General features: G+C 74.5%; 22 protein-coding genes. 5 read left to right on the top strand and 17 right to left on the bottom strand.

What is annotated here, in order from left to right; genetic code table 11:
* Window positions 1-9 precede the first annotated feature (9 nt).
* From BMW27_RS11960 to dusB, 4 genes are all read right to left on the bottom strand, one after another.
* Complete coding sequence (locus BMW27_RS11960) at window positions 10-639, bottom strand: YdcF family protein (protein ID WP_245743502.1); 630 nt, start codon at window positions 637-639, stop codon at window positions 10-12.
* A gap of 188 nt (window positions 640-827) precedes the next feature.
* Window positions 828-3539, bottom strand: coding sequence for a pyruvate, phosphate dikinase (ppdK, locus tag BMW27_RS11955; RefSeq protein ID WP_091444160.1), 2712 nt, complete (start codon window positions 3537-3539; stop codon window positions 828-830).
* A 249-nt stretch (window positions 3540-3788) separates the two neighbouring features.
* Window positions 3789-4235 (bottom strand): hypothetical protein, encoded by a 447-nt coding sequence (locus BMW27_RS11950; RefSeq protein WP_091444358.1) that lies wholly within the window; start codon window positions 4233-4235, stop codon window positions 3789-3791.
* A gap of 5 nt (window positions 4236-4240) precedes the next feature.
* Complete coding sequence (dusB, locus tag BMW27_RS11945; protein WP_217638134.1) at window positions 4241-5413, bottom strand: tRNA dihydrouridine synthase DusB; 1173 nt, start codon at window positions 5411-5413, stop codon at window positions 4241-4243.
* A gap of 55 nt (window positions 5414-5468) precedes the next feature.
* Between dusB and BMW27_RS11940 the strand changes: the two genes are divergently transcribed.
* Window positions 5469-6107 carry a class I SAM-dependent methyltransferase gene (locus BMW27_RS11940; protein WP_091444157.1) on the top strand — a complete coding sequence of 213 codons (639 nt, stop codon included), beginning with the start codon at window positions 5469-5471 and terminating at the stop codon, window positions 6105-6107.
* 90 nt (window positions 6108-6197) lie between these two features.
* Here the strand turns inward: BMW27_RS11940 and vapC are convergent, their stop codons facing one another.
* The 7 genes from vapC to era form a co-directional block, all read right to left on the bottom strand.
* Window positions 6198-6602 carry a type II toxin-antitoxin system VapC family toxin gene (gene vapC, locus BMW27_RS11935; RefSeq protein ID WP_091444155.1) on the bottom strand — a complete coding sequence of 135 codons (405 nt, stop codon included), beginning with the start codon at window positions 6600-6602 and terminating at the stop codon, window positions 6198-6200.
* Between the two features lie 217 nt (window positions 6603-6819).
* A complete protein-coding gene (locus BMW27_RS11925) occupies window positions 6820-8223 on the bottom strand; it encodes a glycine--tRNA ligase (RefSeq protein ID WP_281244755.1) in 1404 nt (467 codons plus the stop codon).
* A gap of 161 nt (window positions 8224-8384) precedes the next feature.
* The gene (locus BMW27_RS11920; protein ID WP_139206888.1) at window positions 8385-8813 is read right to left on the bottom strand and encodes a hypothetical protein; all 429 of its coding nucleotides are present in this window, start codon (window positions 8811-8813) and stop codon (window positions 8385-8387) included.
* A gap of 62 nt (window positions 8814-8875) precedes the next feature.
* On the bottom strand, window positions 8876-9169 hold the full coding sequence (locus tag BMW27_RS11915; RefSeq protein ID WP_091444143.1) for an antibiotic biosynthesis monooxygenase family protein: 294 nt from the start codon (window positions 9167-9169) through the stop codon (window positions 8876-8878).
* 61 nt (window positions 9170-9230) lie between these two features.
* Complete coding sequence (locus BMW27_RS11910) at window positions 9231-9983, bottom strand: isoprenyl transferase (RefSeq protein WP_245743500.1); 753 nt, start codon at window positions 9981-9983, stop codon at window positions 9231-9233.
* Window position 9984: 1 nt separating this feature from the next.
* Complete coding sequence (gene recO / locus BMW27_RS11905; protein ID WP_091444140.1) at window positions 9985-10776, bottom strand: DNA repair protein RecO; 792 nt, start codon at window positions 10774-10776, stop codon at window positions 9985-9987.
* Window positions 10776-11702 carry a GTPase Era gene (gene era, locus BMW27_RS11900; RefSeq protein WP_091444139.1) on the bottom strand — a complete coding sequence of 309 codons (927 nt, stop codon included), beginning with the start codon at window positions 11700-11702 and terminating at the stop codon, window positions 10776-10778. Before era ends, recO begins: the two co-directional genes overlap by 1 nt.
* 67 nt (window positions 11703-11769) lie before the next feature.
* Between era and BMW27_RS11895 the strand changes: the two genes are divergently transcribed.
* Complete coding sequence (locus tag BMW27_RS11895; protein WP_139206887.1) at window positions 11770-12366, top strand: hypothetical protein; 597 nt, start codon at window positions 11770-11772, stop codon at window positions 12364-12366.
* A 91-nt stretch (window positions 12367-12457) separates the two neighbouring features.
* On the opposite strand, the gene BMW27_RS11890 is transcribed toward BMW27_RS11895, so the two are convergent.
* The 5 genes from BMW27_RS11890 to BMW27_RS11870 form a co-directional block, all read right to left on the bottom strand.
* Window positions 12458-12790, bottom strand: coding sequence for a cytidine deaminase (locus BMW27_RS11890; RefSeq protein ID WP_091444124.1), 333 nt, complete (start codon window positions 12788-12790; stop codon window positions 12458-12460).
* Window positions 12791-12796: 6 nt separating this feature from the next.
* Window positions 12797-14182, bottom strand: coding sequence for a hemolysin family protein (locus BMW27_RS11885; RefSeq protein WP_091444119.1), 1386 nt, complete (start codon window positions 14180-14182; stop codon window positions 12797-12799).
* Window positions 14179-14682, bottom strand: a complete 504-nt coding sequence (ybeY, locus tag BMW27_RS11880; RefSeq protein WP_012947815.1) for an rRNA maturation RNase YbeY — start codon at window positions 14680-14682, stop codon at window positions 14179-14181. Before ybeY ends, BMW27_RS11885 begins: the two co-directional genes overlap by 4 nt.
* A 5-nt stretch (window positions 14683-14687) precedes the next feature.
* The gene (locus BMW27_RS11875) at window positions 14688-15668 is read right to left on the bottom strand and encodes a PhoH family protein (RefSeq protein WP_091444351.1); all 981 of its coding nucleotides are present in this window, start codon (window positions 15666-15668) and stop codon (window positions 14688-14690) included.
* A gap of 269 nt (window positions 15669-15937) precedes the next feature.
* Window positions 15938-16771: an enoyl-CoA hydratase/isomerase family protein gene (locus BMW27_RS11870; protein WP_091444117.1), complete on the bottom strand. Its 834-nt coding sequence runs from the start codon at window positions 16769-16771 to the stop codon at window positions 15938-15940.
* Between the two features lie 44 nt (window positions 16772-16815).
* On the opposite strand from BMW27_RS11870, the gene BMW27_RS11865 reads away from it, so the two are divergent.
* Window positions 16816-17286 carry a TspO/MBR family protein gene (locus BMW27_RS11865; protein WP_091444115.1) on the top strand — a complete coding sequence of 157 codons (471 nt, stop codon included), beginning with the start codon at window positions 16816-16818 and terminating at the stop codon, window positions 17284-17286.
* 12 nt (window positions 17287-17298) lie between these two features.
* On the opposite strand, the gene BMW27_RS11860 is transcribed toward BMW27_RS11865, so the two are convergent.
* Window positions 17299-17658, bottom strand: a complete 360-nt coding sequence (locus BMW27_RS11860) for a histidine triad nucleotide-binding protein (protein WP_217638133.1) — start codon at window positions 17656-17658, stop codon at window positions 17299-17301.
* A 183-nt stretch (window positions 17659-17841) separates the two neighbouring features.
* Between BMW27_RS11860 and BMW27_RS11855 the strand changes: the two genes are divergently transcribed.
* A complete protein-coding gene (locus tag BMW27_RS11855) occupies window positions 17842-18783 on the top strand; it encodes a putative selenate ABC transporter substrate-binding protein (protein ID WP_091444113.1) in 942 nt (313 codons plus the stop codon).
* A complete protein-coding gene (locus tag BMW27_RS11850; RefSeq protein WP_091444345.1) occupies window positions 18780-19526 on the top strand; it encodes a phosphonate ABC transporter ATP-binding protein in 747 nt (248 codons plus the stop codon). The genes BMW27_RS11855 and BMW27_RS11850 overlap by 4 nt, the downstream gene beginning before the upstream one ends.
* The last annotated feature ends 68 nt before the right edge of the window (window positions 19527-19594 follow it).

The raw sequence follows: 19594 nt of genomic DNA, 5'->3' as shown, positions 1-19594 counted from the left end.
CTCCTCCGTTCAGCCGATCCCGGGCGCGCCGGCCACGCTCTCGCCGGTCGCCCGGTAGAGCAGGTAGGCGGCCGTCTCGCGGAGGATGTAGCGGAACTGCGTGGCGCGCGTCTGCACCGCCGGGCCCTGCCGGGTCGGCGAGCTGTCGGCGGTGATGCCGGCGTCCTCGGCCATCCGCTCGGCGCGCATCGCGTGCCACGGGTCGGTGACCAGCACGGCCGAGGACCAGCCACGCTCGTCGAACGCGGCCCCCACGGCCCGCATGCTCTCCAGCGTGTCCACGCCCTCCTCGACCGCCAGCAGCGCGTCCTCGGACATCCCGGCCTCGGCCAGGTAGGCACGGCCGGACTCCGCCTCGGTGAACTGGTCGCCGTCGGCCTTGCCGCCGACGGTCACGACCACCGGCGCGACGCCCTGCTCGTACAGCGCGAGGGCGTGCTCCAGGCGCGCCTCGAAGATCGACGACGGGACGCCGTTGTACTGCGCCGACCCGAGCACCACGATCGCGTCGGAGGCCGGCTGCGCGTCCTGCCGCGCCGTCCACCAGATCGCCGTCGCGGTGGAGACGACGAGCAGGACGACGGCGAGCACCAGGGCGCCGACCACCCGGCCCACCAGGCTCCCCGCGCGCACGCCCACGCGTCATGGGTACCACGCGGGGCCCTCGGTTCCGAGCCGGTGCGACGGGTGTGCCGGGCCACCCCCGCGAGCCGGCCCCGGTGCAGGGGCCCTCCGCCTGAGCCTGCGGGAGAAAGGGCCTCCCCGCCCCCCACCGCTCGCGGGCTCGCGGCGGGCCCCTGCGGGGAGGCCGGAGCTGGGGCCCTCTCTCAGGAGGCCGAGCGGTCCGCTCCCAGCGCGGCACGGCCGGCCTCGAGCCGGGCCACCGGCACGCGGAACGGCGAGCAGGACACGTAGTCCAGCCCCACCTCGTGGAAGAAGTGCACCGAGTCCGGGTCGCCGCCGTGCTCGCCGCAGACGCCGAGCTTGAGCTCCGGCCGCGCCGAGCGGCCCTCCTGGACCGCGACCTCCACCAGCCGCCCGACGCCGGGCCGGTCCAGCGACTCGAACGGCGAGACGCCGAAGATGCCCTTGTCCAGGTAGGCGTGGAAGAACGCGGCCTCGACGTCGTCCCGGGAGAAGCCCCAGGTCATCTGGGTGAGGTCGTTGGTGCCGAAGGAGAAGAACTCGGCCGACGAGGCGATCTCGGCGGCGGTGAGCGCGGCGCGGGGCACCTCGATCATCGTGCCGATGAGCACGTCGAGCTCGACGCCGCACTCCTGGAACACCGCCGCGAGCACCTGCTCGGACTCCTCGCGGATGGCCTCCAGCTCCTGCACCGCCCCGACCAGCGGGATCATGATCTCCGGCCGCGGGTCGCCGCCGGCCCGCTTGCGCTCGCAGGCTGCCTCGGCGATGGCCCGTACCTGCATCGCGAACAGGCCCTGGACCACCAGCCCGAGCCGCACACCGCGCAGCCCGAGCATCGGGTTCTGCTCGTGCAGCCGGCGGACGGCCGCCAGCAGCCGCAGGTTGGCCTCGTCCGGGTGCCCCTGCGCCTCGGCCACGGCCACCCGCACCGAGAGGTCGGTGAGGTCGGGCAGGAACTCGTGCAGCGGCGGGTCGAGCAGCCGCACGGTGACCGGCAGCCCGTCCATCGCCTCGAAGATCTCCAGGAAGTCCTGCCTCTGCAGCGGGGCGAGGGCGTCGAGGGCGGCCTGCTTGCCCTCGTCGTCCTCGGCCAGGATCAGCTTCTCGACCAGCTGCCGCCGGTCGCCGAGGAACATGTGCTCGGTGCGGCACAGCCCGATCCCCCGGGCGCCGAAGCGCCGGGCGCGGGCGGTGTCCTCGGGGGTGTCGGCGTTGGTGCGCACGTCCAGCCGCCGCACCTCGTCGGCGTGGGTGAGGATGCGGTGCACGCTGCGCACCAGGTCGTCGGCCTCCGCGGAGTCCGGGTCGATCTCGCCCTCGAAGTAGCGGACGACGGCCGGCGCCTCGACCGGCACCTCGCCCAGCCACACCGCGCCGGTGGAGCCGTCGATGGAGATGACGTCGCCCTCCTCGACGACCGTCCCGCCGGGGGCGGTGAAGCGGCGGTTCTTCGTGTCCACCTGCAGCTCCTCGGCGCCGCAGACGCAGGTCTTGCCCATCCCCCGGGCGACGACGGCCGCGTGCGAGGTCTTGCCGCCGCGGCTGGTCAGGACGCCCTCGGCGGCGATCATCCCGGAGAGGTCGTCGGGGTTGGTCTCCCGCCGCACCAGGACCACCTCCTCGCCCCGGTCGGCCCATTGGACGGCGGTCTCCGAGGAGAACACCGCCTTGCCGACGGCGGCGCCGGGCGAGGCGTTCATCCCCTGGGTCAGCTGGGTGGCGTCCCCGCCGGAGACGAACCGCGGGAACATCAGCTGGGCCAGCTGGTCGCCGGTGACCCGCCGGACGGCCTCGTCCATGTCGATGAGGCCCTCGTCGACCAGCTGGGTGGCGATCCGGAAGGCCGCGCCCGCCGTCCGCTTGCCGACCCGGGTCTGCAGCATCCAGAGCTTGTTGCGCTCGACGGTGAACTCGATGTCGCACAGGTCGCGGTAGTGCGACTCGAGGGTGCTCATGATCGACAGCAGCTCGCGGTAGGCGCCCTCGTCGATCCGCTCCAGCTCGGGCAGCGGCACGGTGTTGCGGATGCCGGCGACGACGTCCTCGCCCTGGGCGTTCTGCAGGTAGTCGCCGTACACGCCCTGCTCGCCGCTGCCCGGGTCGCGGGTGAAGGCGACGCCGGTGCCGGAGTCCATGCCGAGGTTGCCGAAGACCATGGCGACGACGTTGACCGCGGTGCCGGCGTCACAGGGGATGCGCTCGCGGCGGCGGTAGAGGATCGCCCGACCGGAGTTCCACGAGTCGAAGACGGCGTTGATGGCCAGGTCCAGCTGCTCGCGCGGGTCCTGCGGGAAGTCGCGGCCGCACTGCTCGCGGACGATCGCCTTGAACCGGCCGACGACGTCCTCGAGGTGCCCGGCGTCGAGGTCCAGGTCGGACTCGGTGCCCTGCTCCTGCTTGGCCTCGTCGAGGGCGTGCTCGAACAGCTCGCCGTCGAGGTCGAGGACGGTCTTGCCGAACATCTGGATCAACCGGCGGTAGGAGTCCCACGCGAAGCGCTCGCTGCCGGACTGGGTGGCCAGCCCGCGGACCGACTCGTCGTTGAGGCCCACGTTGAGGACCGTCTCCATCATCCCGGGCATCGACGCGGCGGCGCCGGAGCGCACGGACACCAGCAGCGGGTCCGAGGGGTCGCCGAGCGTCTTGCCCATCGCCTTCTCCAGCGCCGTCAGGTGCTCGGTCACCTGGTCGCCGAGGTCCGGCGGGGTGCTGCCGTGCTCGAGGTAGTACCGGCACGCGTCGGTGGTGATGGTGAACCCCGGCGGCACCGGCAGCCCCAGGTTGGTCATCTCGGCCAGGTTGGCGCCCTTGCCGCCCAGCAGGTCCTTCTGGTCCTTGTTGCCCTCGCTGAAGTCGTAGACCCAGGTGGCCGTCCCGGTACCACTGCCCACCGTGCACCTCCGCGCTCGTCCGCCGGCTGCCCTCACCTGCCGGGGACGGCGCCCCGGGGTCCCCCGTCCGCCGCCCCGGCGAGCACGGCCCCGGAGTGCGGTCGCAGGTAGACGTCTCATACGTCCGCCCGGGGCCAGACAGTGATCGTGGCCCACGGGGCGAGGACGCGCCAGCCTCCGGACGGCGACCTCCGCAACGGCCCGGGTGCCACCCCGAGCTCGCAGGAGGGAGGAGGACGGGGTCCTGTCTCAGCCGGCCGACGTGCCGCAGACGCGGGCGCCCTGCTCGCTGACGACGGTGAGGGTGGAGGTGCTGCCGTCGCTCCAGGCCACCTCGACGCGCTGCACCGGTGCGCCGTCCGCCTCGTCGGCGATGGTGCTCCTGATCTCCCCGGTGCCGCCGGGGGTGTACTCGGTGGACAGCGCCCCGGGCACCACCCGGGCCCGCTCCTCGGCGCAGAGCAGGCCGTGGGCGGTCTCGACGTCGTCCTGGGCCAGCGCGGCGAGGAAGACGCCGGTGACCTCGCGGGCCTGCTCCTCCGGGCTGCCCTTCACCAGCGGCAGGCCGACGGCCATGCCGATGGCGACGGCGACGGTCCCGCCGATGACCGCGAGGATCAGGGCGCGCGCCGGGCGCGGGGTGCCGGTGTGCAGCGGAGCCGGGTCGTCGTCGTAGAGGTAGGGGCCGTCCGTCATGGCGCTCACCCGCCGCTCACGAGCAGTTCGGCCCCGGCCGGCGGCCGGGGGTCGTCGCGGTCGGCCAGCCAGCCCTCGGGCAGCGCCACGGGCCGCGGCGGGCTGGTCCGCCCGCGCGGCCCGCCGAGCACCGCTTCCGGGTAGGGCTGGTCGGGGATGCCGGCCAGCAGCTCGGCCAGCTCGTCGAGGGCGCTCACCATCGCCAGCGCGCGGCGGACGTCGGAGCCCACGGAGAACCCCTTGAGGTACCAGGCGACGTGCTTGCGGAAGTCGGTGCAGCCGTGCCGCTCGCCCTGCCCCTCGCTCAGCAGCGCGGCGTGCCGGTGCATGACCGCGGCCACCTCCCGCAGCGTCGGCAGGGCGCGGCGGGTCTCGCCGGCGAAGGCGGCGGCGAGGTCGCCGAACAGCCACGGCCGGCCCAGGCAGCCCCGCCCGATCACGACACCGGCGCAACCGGTCTCGGCGACCATCCGCAGCGCGTCGTCGGCCTCCCAGACGTCGCCGTTGCCCAGCACCGGGATGTCGACGGCCTCGACCAGCCGGGCGATGGGCGCCCAGTCGGCGGTGCCGCTGTAGAGCTGGTCGGCGGTGCGCCCGTGCAGGGTGATCGCCGCGGCGCCCTCGTCCTGCGCGATCCGGCCGGCGTCGAGGTACGTGACGTGGTCGGCGTCGATGCCGATGCGGGTCTTCACGGTGACCGGGACGTCCCTGGCCGCGCGCACCGCGGCCCGCACGATGTCGCGGAACAGCACCCGCCGCCACGGCAGCGCCGAGCCGCCGCCCTTGCGGGTCACCTTGGGCACCGGGCAGCCGAAGTTCAGGTCGACGTGCGCGGGGCGGGTGCCGGCGACGCCCTCGTCGACGAGCATCTCCACCGCCCGGCCGACCGTGGCCGGGTCGACGCCGTAGAGCTGGACCGAGAAGGCGTCCTCCTCGTCGGGCGTCGCGCGGACCATCTGCAGCGTCTTCTCGTTGCGCTCGACCAGCGCCCGCGTGGTGATCATCTCGCAGACGTAGAGGCCGGCCCCGAACTCGCGGCACAGCGTGCGGAAGGCCGGGTTGGTGATGCCGGCCATCGGCGCGAGCACCACGGCGGGCTCGACGGTCAGCGCGCCCAGGCGCAGCGGAGCGGGGCCGGTCACGGGGGACGACGGCCGCTCGAGGACGCTGCTGCTCACGGTCCCAGGGTAGGTGGCGAGGTGGGTCACCCGGCCGTGAGAGGGGAGGCGCCCGGTGCGGTGGACCGACTGGGACCACAACGCCTGGTACCACCGGCTGCTCCTCGCCCAGGTCCCGCGGGACGCCACCCGGGTGCTGGACGTCGGTTGTGGCGCCGGGGCGCTGGCCCGCCGGCTCGCCTCCCGGGCCGGCTCGGTCGACGCGGTCGACCGCTCCCCCGCGATGATCGCCGCGGCCGGGGAGGCGGCTCCGCCGAACGTGGTGCTGCGCCGCGCCGACCTGCGGACCGTGGACCTGCCCGCCGGGCAGTACGACGCGGTGGTGAGCTCCGCGGTGCTCCACCACCTGCCGCTGTCCGACGTCCTGCCCCGGATGGCCCGCTGGGTGCGGCCGGGAGGTGTCCTGGCCGCGGTCGCCCTCCCCCGCGTCGACCTGCCGCGCGAGCTGGGGGTGGAGCTGGCGGCCGCGGCGGCGCACTCGACGCTGGGCGTGGCCCTCGCGGCACTGCGGCCGCCCACCGGGGCGGAGCTGTTCCGGCCGGAGGCCACGCACGCCGCGATGCCGGTGGCCGAGCCCGACCGCACCGTCCGGGAGGTCTGCGCCGAGGCCGGCCGCCTGCTACCCGGCGCCCACGTGCGGCGGCTGCTGTTCTGGCGGTACCTGCTCGTCTGGCGCCGACCCGCCGCCGGGTGAGCGGTTGCCGCCGTCCCGGTCGGCGTGTCCGGCCGTGTCGACGACCGCGACCGCCCGGTCGACGCCGAGCCCACGGCGGCCGTGGCGACGTCAGGCCGCCGGCTCCACCAGCCGCAGGTCCGTGTGCTGTGCCAGCACCGTGAAGTCCCGGTCCCGGTGGAGCACGGGCACGTCGTGCCGCAGTGCGACCGCGGCGATGAGGCAGTCGTTGAGCGACCGGGGTGTCTCACCTGCTCGCCGGCACGCCCGGTGGAGGGCGGCCGCCTGCTCGGCGTCCACGGGCGACTCCTGGTGGAGCAGTTCCGCGCCTGCGAGGAAGCGACGCAGGCGTGCTGCGCGCTCCTCGTCGGTGGTACCGGCGAGCACCTCGAGCAGCACGACGTCCGTGGTTGCCGCTCGCCGTTCGTCGATGAGCTGTTCCAGCAGGTCGACCTCGGGGCCACCGGTGTCCCGGAGGAAGGCGGTCCACACGCAGGAGTCGATGAGGACGGTCACCCCTCGCCCCACCGAGCGGCGACCTCAGCGCCCTCACGGCTCCGGATGCCCTCCAGGTCCGCGCCCCAGCCACTGCCCCGCATGGAGTGCATCTCGCGCGGCGTCATCGGTACGACGGACACCTGGTGGAGAGCGGAGTCGACGGCGTCCTTCTTCGTCGCCGACCCGTAGCGGCGCATGACACCGGCGATGAGGTCGTCGATGTCGATGTTCGGGTTCAGCAGACGGGCAGGCGGGTCTTGAGGTAGGTCTCGACCTGGTCCAGCCCGACGCGCTCCTGGCTCATCGAGTCGCGCTCGCGGACGGTGACCGCATGGTCCTCGAGGGTGTCGAAGTCGACGGTGAGGCAGAACGGCGTCCCGATCTCGTCCTGCCGCCGGTACCGGCGGCCGATCGCGCCGGCGTCGTCGAAGTCGACGTTCCAGTTCTGCCGGAGCTGCGCCGCCAGGTCCCGCGCCCTGGGCGACAGGTCGGCGTTGCGCGACAGCGGCAGGACGGCGGCCTTGACCGGCGCCAGCCGCGGGTCCAGCCGCAGCACGGTGCGGGTGTCGACGCCGCCCTTGGCGTTGGGCGCCTCGTCCTCGGTGTAGGCCTCGATGAGGAAGGCCATCAGCGAGCGGGTGAGGCCGGCGGCCGGCTCGATGACGTACGGCGTCCAGCGGGTGTTGCTGGCCTGGTCGAAGTAGGTGAGGTCGGCGCCGGAGTGCTCCGAGTGGGTCTTCAGGTCGAAGTCGGTGCGGTTGGCGATGCCCTCGAGCTCCCCCCACTCCGAGCCCTGGAAGCCGAAGCGGTACTCGATGTCGACGGTGCGCGTCGAGTAGTGGGAGAGCTTCTCCTTCGGGTGCTCGTAGTGCCGCAGGTTCGCCGGGTCGATGCCGAGGTCGGTGTACCAGCGGGTGCGCTCGTCGATCCAGTACTGGTGCCACTGCTCGTCGGTGCCGGGCTCGACGAAGAACTCCATCTCCATCTGCTCGAACTCGCGCGTGCGGAAGACGAAGTTGCCGGGAGTGATCTCGTTGCGGAAGGACTTGCCGATCTGGCCGATGCCGAACGGCGGCTTCTTCCGCGCCGCGCCCATGACGTTGGCGAAGTTGACGAAGATGCCCTGCGCGGTCTCCGGGCGCAGGTAGTGCAGGCCGGACTCGTCCTCGACCGGGCCGAGGTGCGTCTTCAGCATCATGTTGAAGTCGCGCGGCTCGGTCCACGCACCCTTCGTGCCGCAGTTGGGGCAGCTGATGTCGGCCAGCCCGTTCTCCGGGGCCCGGCCCTTCCTGGCCTCGAACTCCTCCTCCAGGTGGTCGGCCCGGAAGCGCTTGTGGCAGTTCTGGCACTCGGTCAGCGGGTCGGTGAAGACGCCGACGTGGCCCGAGGCGACCCACACCTGGCGCGGCAGGATCACCGAGGAGTCCAGGCCGACGATGTCGTCACGGCCCTGGACGACGGTGCGCCACCACTGCCGCTTGATGTTCTCCTTGAGCTCGGTGCCCAGGGGCCCGTAGTCCCAGGCGGAGCGGGTGCCGCCGTAGATCTCGCCGGACGGGAAGACGAACCCCCGTCGCTTGCAGAGGTTCACCACCTTGTCCAGGCGTGCGGGGTCGTGCTTGGCGGTGCTGTCGCTCACGGCGAGGGGCTCCATCCGGCTGGCGGTCGGTGGGTTGACCCGTCCACGGTAGTTGCCGCTGCCGGTCCGTTCCCCCGCCGCCCGGCCGGAGGTCCCGGCGCGAGCTGCCCGCGCCGTCCTGCGGTGGGCACCTCTGCCACGGTGCGGGGCGGCGGGGGAGGTCAGCGGGGGACCGTGCCGCCGACCCACCCGACGAGGTCGCCGTCCACCCGCAGCTGCGCGTCGAGGAAGCGGACGCCCTCGATCGTCGCGCCGCGCCAGAGCATGACCAGCAGGACCGCGCCGAGCACGACGAGCGCGAGCACGACGGCGAGGATCCACGGCCAGGTGCGCCAGCGCCGTCGGGGTCTCGGCCCGACGGTGGTCCCGGCCGGCGGCGGACCGCCGAGTTCCAGCGTGCGGTCCGGATCTCCCCGCGACGGGCGGTCGAGGTGCACGGTGGGGTCGTCCTGGCGGACCGGGGGCGTCGTCAGCTCGCCCCGCGCCAGCTGGTCCCGCACGGCCCGACCGGGCACCGGAGGGGGGCCGACCTGCACGGTGGGGTCGGCCGACATCGGGGGTGTCGCATCGTCCCGCCTGGGCTCGCTCATCGCGCGTCCTCCGTGCTCGACACCTGCTGTCCCAGCCCAGGGGATGCCCACAGGGGGCGTGATCACCCCTGGAGGGCCTGCTCCCCCGGCACGTAGGCGCCCGGCTCGTCGAGGGCGTACAGCCACACCGGCGCGCCGGCGAGCTTCACCTCCGCGGCCGACAGCGCCCGGCGGTAGGCGCCGACGCCGTCCCACCGGGTGACCAGCGCCCACAGGCCTGCGTCGTCGGTGCAGCGGCCGAGCTCGCCGTCCCGGTAGCCGGGGCGGGCGGCGAGCGCGCCGAGCAGGACGTCGGCGGCGGCGGCGAAGCCGGCCGCGTCGGTCTCGGGCACCCGCAGCCGGGTCACCACGAACACGATCGTCCTCCTCTCGGTGCGGGCCTTCCCGGGTCGTACCCCGAGCCTGCGACGGATCTCCTCAGGCGCTGCCGAAGCGGCGCTGCCGCGAGGCGTACTCCTCGCACGCGGCCCACAGGTGCCGGCGGTCGAAGTCCGGCCAGAGCGTGTCGAGGAAGACGAGCTCGGCGTACGCCGACTGCCACAGCAGGAAGTTGCTGGTGCGGTTCTCCCCGGAACTGCGCACGAACAGGTCGACGTCGGGCATGTCGGGCTCGTCGAGGAAGCGGGCGACGGTGCCCTCGTCGACCTTGGCCGGGTCGAGCCGGCCCGCCGCGACCTCGCGGGCGATGGCCGCGGCGGCGTCGGCGATCTCGGCCCGGCCGCCGTAGTTGACGCACATGGTCAGCGTCAGGACGTCGTTGTCCTTCGTGAGCTCCTCGGCGACCTCGAGCTCCTTGATGACGCTGCGCCACAGCCGCGGACGACGGCCGGCCCAGCGCACCCGCACCCCCAGGTCGTGCATCTCGTCACGGCGGCGGCGGATGACGTCGCGGTTGAACCCCATGAGGAAGCGGACCTCGTCGGGGCTGCGCCGCCAGTTCTCGGTGGAGAACGCGTAGGCGCTGATCGCCGTGACCCCCAGCTCGATCGCGCCCTCGACGCAGTCGAACAGCGAGGACTCCCCCGCTTCGTGCCCGGCGGTGCGCGGCAGTCCGCGCTGCTCGGCCCAGCGGCCGTTGCCGTCCATCACGATCGCGACGTGGCCGGGCACCTTGTCCGGCGGCAGCTGCGGTGGGCGGGCCCCCGACGGGTGCGGGTTCGGGGCCTTCACCTCACGCCTCACTCAGCAGACCTGCCTGCCGGCGTGGCGCCGTCGGTTCGGACCGGTCGACCAGCGGCAGCGAGCGCAGCCCGCGCTCCAGGTGCCACTGCAGCAGCGCGGCGACCAGCCCGCTGCCCTCGCGGCGGTTGGTGCCCTGGCTGGCCTCGGCTGCGGCCCAGTCACCGGTGAGCAGCGCGTCGAGCAGCTCGATGGTGGCCGGGTTCGGCATCGCCGAGCCGGTCGGGCGGCAGGGCGGGCAGACCATGCCGCCGGCGGGCACCGAGAAGTGCCGGTGCGGCCCCTCCTCGCCGCATCGGGCGCAGCCGCCGAGCGCCGGCTCCCACCCGGCGACCGACATCGCGCGCAGCAGGAAGGCGTCGAGCACCAGGCCGGCCGGGTGGGTGCGCTCGGACAGCGCCCGCAGCGCCCCGACGACGAGGAGGAACAGCCGCAGCGAGGGCTCCTTCTCCTCGGCGGTGAGCCGGTCGGCGGTCTCCAGCACCGCGGTGCCGGCGGTGTAGGCCGGGTAGTCGGCCACGATCGACTGGCCGTAGGCGCGGATCGACTCCGCCTGGCTCACGATGTCGAGGTTGCGGCCGGTGTAGAACTGCAGGTCGACGTGGCTGAAGGGCTCCAGCCGGGCGCCGAACTTGCTCTTGGTGCGGCGGACGCCCTTGGCCACCGCGCGCACCTTGCCGTGCCGGCGGGTGAGCACCGTGACGATGCGGTCGGCCTCGCCCAGCTTCTGGGTGCGCAGGACGATGCCCTCGTCCCGGTAGAGGGACTTCGGTGTGGTGCTCATCAGTAGCCGAGCCTGTTCAGCTTCTTCGGGTCGTCCTGCCACTCGCCGAGGACCGTGACGTGCAGGTCCAGGTGCACCCGGGCGCCGAGCAGCGCCTCGATGCCCGGCCGGGCCTCGCTGCCGATCGCCTTGATGACCTGCCCGCCCTTGCCCAGCAGCATCGGCTTCTGGCTGGGGCGCTCGCAGTGCAGCAGGGCGTGGACCTCGACCAGCTCGCCGCCGTCCCGCTTGGGGTCGGGACGCCGGGTCATCTCCTCGATCGTGACGGCCAGGGAGTGGGGCACCTCCTGGAACACCTTCTCCAGGGCGGCCTCGCGGACCAGCTCGGCGATCTGCCGCTCGACGTCCTCGTCGGTGGTCTGCTCCTCGGGGTAGAGCGGCGGGCCCTCCGGCAGCAGGCCGACCAGCAGGTCCTCCAGCAGCTCGACCTGGTCGCCCCGGACCGCGCTGACCGGCACGACCTCGGCGGCCTCGACCAGCTGGCTGGCGGCCAGCAGCTGCTCGGCGACCTGCTTCTTCGACGCGGCGTCGGTCTTGGTCACCACGACGACGACGGGCGCCTTCACCTCGCGCAGCTGGCGGGCGATGAACCGGTCCCCGGTGCCGACGGGCTGGTCGGCCGGCACGCAGAGGACGACGACGTCGACCTCGGACAGGGTGTCGCGGACGACGTCGTTGAGCCGGCGGCCGAGCAGGCTCCGGGGCTTGTGCAGACCGGGGGTGTCGACGAGCACGAGCTGACCGCCCGGCCGGTGGACGACGCCCCGGATGGCGTGCCGCGTGGTCTGCGGGCGGTTGCTGACGATGCCGACCTTCTCGCCGACCAGCGCGTTGGTCAGCGTGGTCTTGCCGGCGTTGGGGCGGCCCACCAGACAGGCGAAACCGCTGCGGTACGGCGGCTGGTCCGGTGGGGTCACGCCGCCCATCCTCCCACCCGGGGACGACACCTCCGCGCCGCCCGTGCCGTGTGGGACGGCTGCGAGGATCGGTCCCGTGGCGGGACGGAGACGGCGTGAGGCGGACCGGTCGACGGCCGTGCGGGCGGAGCACGAACGCCGGCGGCACCTGGTGCAGGTCGGGGCGTACCGCTTCTCCCCGGCCCGTGGGGCACGGCGCTCGGCCACGGTGACACCCGCGCCGCTGCGCTACTGGCAGTACGACCCGGCGCGGCCGTGGCTGGTGGTCACGGTGCTGGCGGTCGTCGCGGCCTGGCTCGGCACCGCCGCCTGGATCGGTGGACCGTCGACCGTCGCCGGGGAGGCCCCGGTCGCCGTCCTCGCCGGGCTGGCGGTCCTCGCCCTGTCGACGACCCGGCTGACCGTCTCGGACGCCGGGGTCTCCTCCGACGCGGCCGGCCTGCTCGGGGCGTCGTCCCGGCACGTGCTCGGCACCAGCCAGGTGCTGGCGGTGCGCCGCGGCACCCCGCCGGCGGACTGGCCGGAGGTTGCTCGGCACGGGGGCTGGTGGCCGGGGCGGGCGCCGGTCGCCGTCCGGCACCTGTCGGACGACGGCGCGACGGAGCGGGCGTTCACCACGCGCGTCCGGAACCCGGAGGCGTTCGCCGCGGCCCTCGGGCGGCCGCTGGACTGAGCCCGCTCCCCGGCGGGATCGCCGATCCCGCCGCCGGCCGCTGCAGGATCCCGCCGCGAGCCGGCCAGTGGCGGGGGCAGGGGGTCCTTCTTCAGACGGTGGTGCGGACGGCCCCGTCCGGGCCGGCGAGGACCACCGGCGCGGACGGCGTCAGGTCGTGGACGGCGGCCAGCCCGGCCTCCTCGACGGCATCGGCGGCCGAGACGACGGCCGCGGCCTCCAGGCCCTCGACCCCACTGGAGACGGCGGCGGCGACGGCCGCCTGCAGCGCGGAGAGCTGCAGCGAGGGCAGGGTCACCGTGGCGGCGAGGTAGGTGCGGCCGTCGGTGTCGCGGACCGCCGCACCCTCCGGAGCGCCGGTGCGGCCACGCGCGGAGCGGGCCAGGGTGACGAGCTTGGCGTCCTCGGGCTGCAGGTCACTCACGGGCGGTCACCCTTCCACGGCGCCGGCGGGCTCCTCGACACGGGTGGCGCCGGAGGCCGTGGCCCCCGAGGCGGTCGCGCCCTGCGCCTGCGGCTCCTCACCGTCGGCGGGCTCGGGCTCCTCGGGCACCCGGCAGACCAGGAGGGTGTCGATCCGGTTCCGCCGTCCGCCGGTGCTCTCGGCGACCAGCCGCAGCCCGGCGACCTCGGCCTGCGAGCCCTCGATCGGCACCACGCCGAGCTCGCGGGCCAGCAGGCCGCCGACGGTCTCGACGTCGTCGTCCTCCGGCAGCTCCACGTCGAAGAGCTCGGCGAGGTCCTCGACCGGCAGCCGGGCGGTGATCCGCACCGAGCCGTCGGACAGCTCCTCGACCGGCGGCCGCTGGAAGCGGTCGTGCTCGTCGGCGATCTCGCCGACGATCTCCTCGAGGATGTCCTCGATCGTCACCAGCCCCGCGAAGCCGCCGTACTCGTCGACGACGATCGCGATGTGGATGCGCTGGGCCTGCATGTCCCGCAGCAGCTCGTCGACCGGCTTGGACTCCGGCACGAACGTCGGCGGGCGCATCAGCTCCTCGACCCGCACGTCGTTGCGGACGTCCTGGCCGCCCTGGGTCCGGCGGATGAGGTCCTTGAGGTAGATGACCCCGACGACGTCGTCGACGTTCTCGCCGATGACGGGGATGCGGCTGAAGCCGCTGCGCAGCGCGAGCGCCAGCGCCTGCCGGAGGGACTTGTTCCGCTCGATCCAGACCACGTCGGTGCGCGGCACCATGACCTCGCGGGCGATGGTGTCGCCCAGCTCGAACACCGAGTGGATCATGTTGCGCTCACCGGACTCGACGACGCCGCGCTCCTCGGCCATGTCCACCAGCTCGCGCAGCTCGACCTCGGAGGAGAACGGCCCGTCGCGGAAGCCGCGCCCGGGGGTGATCGCGTTGCCGACCAGGATCAGCAGCGTCGCGATCGGCCCCAGCACCCGACCCAGCAGGCGGACGACGCCGGCGCCGGCCAGCGCGGTGCCGTAGGCGTGCTGGCGGCCCAGCGTGCGCGGCCCGACGCCGACCAGCACGTAGCTGACGACGGTCATCACCCCGGCCGCGACCAGCACCGCCTGCCAGCCCCCGCCCCAGATCCGGTAGAGGATGACCGCGACCAGGGTGGCGGCGACCATCTCGCAGGCGATCCGCAGCAGGAGCAGCAGCGCCACGTGCCGGGCCCGCTCGGCGACGACGTCGGAGAGCACGCCGGCCCGCTTGACGCCGTCCCGCCGCATCTCGTCGACGCGCGCCTTGGACACCCGCTGCAGCGCGGCGTCCATCGCGCCGAACAGGCCGGCGAGCGGGATCAGGCAGACGGCGATCACCAGCAGGGTGATCTCGCCGGAGGTCATCGGGGGACCGGCCCCCGGTCGACGGCCTCACCGGTCATCGGCGCCCGCGGGGCGGCGCGCCAGCCGTCGAGCAGCTTGGACTGCAGGCCGAACATCTCCTTCTCCTCGTCGGGCTCCATGTGGTCGTAGCCCAGGAGGTGCAGCACGCCGTGCGTGGCCAGCAGGATCAGCTCGTCGTCCATCGTGTGCCCGGCCGCGCGGGCCTGGCGGATGGCGACCGAGGGGCACAGGACGACGTCCCCGAGCAGGGCCGGGCCCGGGTCGGGCTCGTCGGGACGGCCGGTGTCCAGCTCGTCCATCGGGAAGGCGAGGACGTCGGTCGGCCCCTTCTCGCCCATCCAGCGCTCGTGCAGCGTGCTCATGTAGTCCGCGTCGACGCAGAGCACCGACAGCTCGGCCATCGGGTTGACGCCCATCTCGGCCAGCACGTACGTGCAGATGGCGGCGAGGGAGGACTCGTCGACGGCGATCTCGGACTCGTTGGCGACCTCGACGGGCACGGCGCTCAGCTCCCCTGGCGGCGCGGCCGGGAGGGCCGGGCCGGCGGCGGGGCGGCCGCCGGCCGGCCCTGGTTGTGCGCGGAGTCCCAGCGCTCGTAGGCGTCGACGATGTCCCCGACCAGCCGGTGGCGGACGACGTCGGCGCTGGTCAGGTTGGAGAAGTGCACGTCCTCGATGCCGTCGAGGATCTCCCGCACGATCCGCAGCCCGCTCTGCGCGCCACCGGGCAGGTCGACCTGGGTGACGTCGCCGGTGACCACGATCTTGGAGCCGAAGCCGAGCCGGGTCAGGAACATCTTCATCTGCTCGGCGGTGGTGTTCTGCGCCTCGTCGAGGATGACGAACGCGTCGTTGAGCGTGCGCCCGCGCATGTAGGCCAGCGGCGCCACCTCGATGGTCCCCGACTGCATCAGTCGGGGGATGGACTCCGGGTCGACCATGTCGTGCAGCGCGTCGTACAGCGGGCGCAGGTACGGGTCGATCTTCTCGCTCAGCGTGCCGGGCAGGTAGCCGAGCCGCTCGCCGGCCTCGACGGCCGGGCGGGTGAGGATGATCCGGTTGACCTGCTTGGTCTGCAGCGCCTGCACGGCCTTGGCCATCGCCAGGTAGGTCTTGCCGGTGCCGGCCGGGCCGATGCCGAAGACGATGGTGTGCGTGTCGATGGCGTCGACGTAGCGCTTCTGGTTCAGCGTCTTGGGCCGGATCGTGCGCCCGCGGCGACTGATGATGTCCAGGCTCAGGACGTCGGCCGGCCGCTCCGAGCCGCCGGCGCGCAGCATCCCGATGACGCGGCGCACCGAGTCCGGGCGCAGCGCCTGGCCGGTGCCCAGCAGTGCGATCAGCTCGTCGAACACCGCGACGGCGAAGGCGTTGTCGGCCGGCTGGCCGGTCACCGCGATCTCGTTGCCGCGCACGTGGACGTCGGTGTCGACCTCGTTCTCCACGAGGCGCAACAGCTCGTCGCCGGAGCCGAGCAGGGCGACCATCGACACGGAGTCGGGGACGGTGATCGTGGTCCGGACGGCGGTGGGGGCGGAGTCCCCCAGACCGGTCCCGGACTGGGCGGGCGTGCCGAGGTGGCCGTCCGCCGCTGCAGCCTGTGCCGAGGCCTCACGCGAGGTGGGCGCTCCGGGCACGGGGACGTTCGAGGAGGAGTCGGGCAAGAACCCTCGACCCTGCCTTCCTGCGAGAGGAGGTGCGGACCCGTCGAGTCTACCCGCGCCCGGGGACGCGGAACCGCCGCCGCGACCGTCGCTCACCGACCCGAGTAGGAGGCCTTGCCGGGTCCGTCGGCGAGGAAGGACGCCACCGCGCCGCGCAGGTCCGCGGTGGCGAACAGCGGGCCGGAGACGTCGGGCACCAGGTCGTCGGCGGCCCGCGCGCCCTGCCGGACGGCGGTGGTGACCAGCTGCTTGGTGGCCGCGTGCGCCACTGTCGGGCCGGCCGCGACCCGGTGGGCGTAGGCGCGGGCGGCCTCGGCGAAGCCGTCGTCGGGGAGGACCCGGTTGACCACGTTCCACCGCTCCAGCACGGCGGCCGGGTAGCGCTCGCCGGTGAAGACGAGCTCCTTGGCCCGCGCGGGACCGGCCCGCTCGGCCAGCCGCTGCGGCCCGCCCATCGAGGGGGTCAGCCCGACGACGATCTCGACCAGCCCGAACGACGCCTTCTCGGCTGCCAGCAGGACGTCGCAGGCCAGCGCCAGCTCGAACGCCGCCGTGAGGGTCAGCCCGTGGGCGGCGAAGACGGTGGGCACCGGGAGGTCCTCGAACGTCTGCGCCACCCGCAGCAGCCGCCGCCACAGCTCGGCGCCCCGCTCGGCGGGCTCGGGACCCTCGGCGACGTCGCGGAACACCGTGACGTCGACGCCGCCGGAGACGACCCGGCCCCGCGCCTCGACCAGCACCGCCCGCGCCCGCTCGGGGTCGGCCGGGTCGGTGAGCCGGACGAGCTCGTCGGCGACCGCCTCGACCGCGTCGAACACCGGGACGTCGAAGAGGTTCAGCGGCGGGGAGTCCAGGACGACGACGGCGACGTCGTCGTCCCGTTCGATGCGCACGGGCGCCGGATCGCCGGTCGGGGTGTCGGTCATGCCCGGCAGCCTGGCAGACGACGGGTGCGGGTACGCGGAGCCGCATGACCGACCGCTCCCCCTACACCCTCACGTCGGCCGCCGTGACCACGACCGCGGTCGTCGGCGGCATCGGCACGGCTGCCGGCACCCGCTGGTACCGCGAGCTGGACAAGCCGCCGTGGCAGCCGCCGGGGTGGGCGTTCGGCCCGGCGTGGACGGTGCTCTACGTCCTGCTCGCCGTCGCGGGCGGCCGGGCGCTCACCGCCGGCGGCGAGGGGGCGCGGCGCCGTTACCTGCGGGCCTACCTCGCCAACCTGACGCTCAACGCCGGCTGGACCTGGCTGTTCTTCCGCGCCCGGCGGCCGGCGCTCGCGACTGCCGAGGCGGTGCTGCTGGCGGCGTCGACCGCCGACCTCGCGCGCCGGTCCTGGGTGCTGGACCGCCGGGCCGGGGCCGCGCTGGTGCCCTACCTGGCGTGGACGGCGTTCGCGGCCTCCCTGACCGCGGCGATCGCCCGCCGCAACCCGCGCTGACCGTGCGGTCGGTCAGCCGGGCGGCCAGCGCAGGTCGCGCCCGCCGAGGACGTGCAGGTGCAGGTGGTGCACGGTCTGCCCGGCCGCGGGTCCGGTGTTGGTGACGACGCGGTAGCCCGGCTCGACGCCGTCCTCGGTGGCCAGACCCTCCTGGACGGCCACCTCACCGGCCGCTCGGACGACCGCGCCCAGCAGCCCGGGGTCGGCCTGCGCCAGCGCGACCACCGTCGGGTGGTGCTCCTTGGGCACGACCAGGACGTGGGTGGGGGCCTGCGGGTTGATGTCCCGGAACGCCAGCGTCCGGTCGGTCTCGTGCACGACGTCGGCCGGGATCTCGCCCGCGACCATGCGGCAGAACAGGCAGTCCGTCACGGAACGACCCTATAAGGGCCTCCTCGCCCCCCACGGCTCGCACGCTCGCCACGGGCCCCTGCCAGGGGGCCGACGGCACTCCGGCGGAACGCATGTCGTCGGAGTGGGTCAGGATGGCGGGCACCCGTCGCTCACCTCCCGGAGGTCTCCCGTGACCGTCCCCTCCCCCCGCGCCCGGACGTAGTGGGCGCCCGCCGCGTCGCCCGGTCGGGTGGCCCCGAAGCCCAGTCCCTGCTCCCCCCGCTCTCCCGCCGCGCCCTGCTGGCCGGTGCCGGTGTCGCCCTCGCGGCCGCGGTGACCGGCTGCGGCGGCCCCGCCGCCCCGACCTCCCCCGGCCCGCTGCGCGTCGGCGCCATCCCCGACCAGGACCCCGAGGTCCTGCAGCGCCTCTACGGGGCCGTCGCCGACGCCCTCTCCGGAGCGCTCGACGTCGAGGTCGAGTACACGCCGGTCACCGACTACGCCGCGGCCGTCTCCCTCTTCCGCACCGGCGACCTCGACCTCGTCTGGTTCGGCGGGCTCACCGGCGTCCAGGCCCGGCTGCAGACCCCGGGCGCCGAGCCGGTCGCCCAGCGCGACATCGACCAGGCGTTCACCTCGGTGTTCGTGGTCAACGCGGCCACCGGGCTCGCGCCGTCCGACGACCTGACCGCGCTCGCCCTACTGCGCTTCACCTACGGCAGCGAGACCTCGACGTCGGGCCGGCTGATGCCCGCGTGGTTCCTGCGCGAGGCCGGCGTCGACCCGCAGGGCTTCCCCGGCGGGCCCGGCTTCTCCGGCTCGCACGACGCCACGCTGGCGCTGGTCGCCTCCGGCAGCTACCAGGCCGGGGTGCTCAACGCCCAGGTCTGGCGGTCGCGCACCGAGGGGGGCGCGGTCGACCCGGCGGTCGTGCGCTACGCCGAGACCCCGCCGTACTCCGACTACCACTGGCTGCTCGGCCCGCGGGCCGCCGAGCGGACCGGCGTCCCCGACCTCCGCGACCGGCTGCTGGACTTCTTCTCCGGCCTGCCCGCCGGGTCCCCGGTGCTGGAGCTCTTCGGTGCGGGGGCCTTCGTCCCCGTGCAGGCCTCCGACCACGACCGGATCGAGGAGATCGGCCGCGACCTGGGGCTGGTCAGCTGACCGCCGTCCTGCGGCTGGACGGCGTCACGGTCCGGTACGGCGGGACGACGGCGCTGGCCGGGGTCGACCTGGCGGTCGGCCCCGGCGAGCGGGTCGCCCTCGTCGGCGCCTCCGGAGCCGGCAAGTCCACGCTGCTCGCAGTGGCGAACGGATCGGTGCCGCCCACCGCCGGGACGGTGCGGGTGCTCGGCGCCGACCCGGCCGCGCTGTCCGGGCGGGAGCGCCGCCGGCTGCGGGCGCGGGTCGGCACCGTGCACCAGGCGCTGGAGCTGGTCGGCCGGCTGCGCGTGGTGCACGACGTCAACGCCGGGCGGCTGGCGCAGTGGTCGGCGGCCCGGGCGGCCTGGTCGCTGGTGCGCCCGCAGGGCCTGCCCGAGGTGCTCGCGGCGCTGGAGCGGGTGGGCCTGGCCGACCGCGCGTTCGAGCGCACCGAGCGGCTCTCGGGCGGTCAGCGGCAGCGGGTGGCGATCGCCCGCCTGCTGGTGCAGGAGCCGGACCTCGTGCTGGCCGACGAGCCGGCGTCCGCGCTGGACCCGGTGCTCGCCGACCGGGTGCTGGCGCTGCTCGGCGAGCCGGCCCTGGCCCGCGGCGGCGCGCTGGTGACGGCGCTGCACGACCCCGGGCTGGTGCGGCGGCACTGCGGCCGGGTGGTGGGGCTGGCCGAGGGCCGGGTCGTGCTCGACCGCCCCGTGGCCGCGCTGTCGGCGTCCGACCTGGCGGAGTTCTACGGAGCGGCGATGTGACCGAGGCCGCGAGGTCACGCGATGGCAGGGCACCGGGCGGCACGGCGCTGGCGAGCGCCGGCGAGGCG

Origin of the sequence: Geodermatophilus poikilotrophus, assembly GCF_900111455.1 — a bacterium.
GTDB classification, from domain to species: domain Bacteria; phylum Actinomycetota; class Actinomycetes; order Mycobacteriales; family Geodermatophilaceae; genus Geodermatophilus; species Geodermatophilus poikilotrophus.
This window is presented reverse-complemented; position numbering and strand designations above follow the sequence as displayed.

Bases quoted from the DNA above. Each gene is read 5' to 3' on its own strand.
- BMW27_RS11865 (WP_091444115.1), top strand. From the start codon at position 16,816: ATGACCGACCGCTCCCCCTACACCCTCACGTCGGCCGCCGTGACCACG.
- BMW27_RS11875 (WP_091444351.1), bottom strand. From the start codon at position 15,668: ATGGTCGCCCTGCTCGGCTCCGGCGACGAGCTGTTGCGCCTCGTGGAG.
- BMW27_RS11920 (WP_139206888.1), bottom strand. From the start codon at position 8,813: ATGAGCGAGCCCAGGCGGGACGATGCGACACCCCCGATGTCGGCCGAC.
- recO (WP_091444140.1), bottom strand. From the start codon at position 10,776: ATGAGCACCACACCGAAGTCCCTCTACCGGGACGAGGGCATCGTCCTG.
- BMW27_RS11885 (WP_091444119.1), bottom strand. From the start codon at position 14,182: ATGACCTCCGGCGAGATCACCCTGCTGGTGATCGCCGTCTGCCTGATC.
- BMW27_RS11950 (WP_091444358.1), bottom strand. From the start codon at position 4,235: ATGACGGACGGCCCCTACCTCTACGACGACGACCCGGCTCCGCTGCAC.
- BMW27_RS11870 (WP_091444117.1), bottom strand. From the start codon at position 16,771: ATGACCGACACCCCGACCGGCGATCCGGCGCCCGTGCGCATCGAACGG.
- era (WP_091444139.1), bottom strand. From the start codon at position 11,702: ATGGGCGGCGTGACCCCACCGGACCAGCCGCCGTACCGCAGCGGTTTC.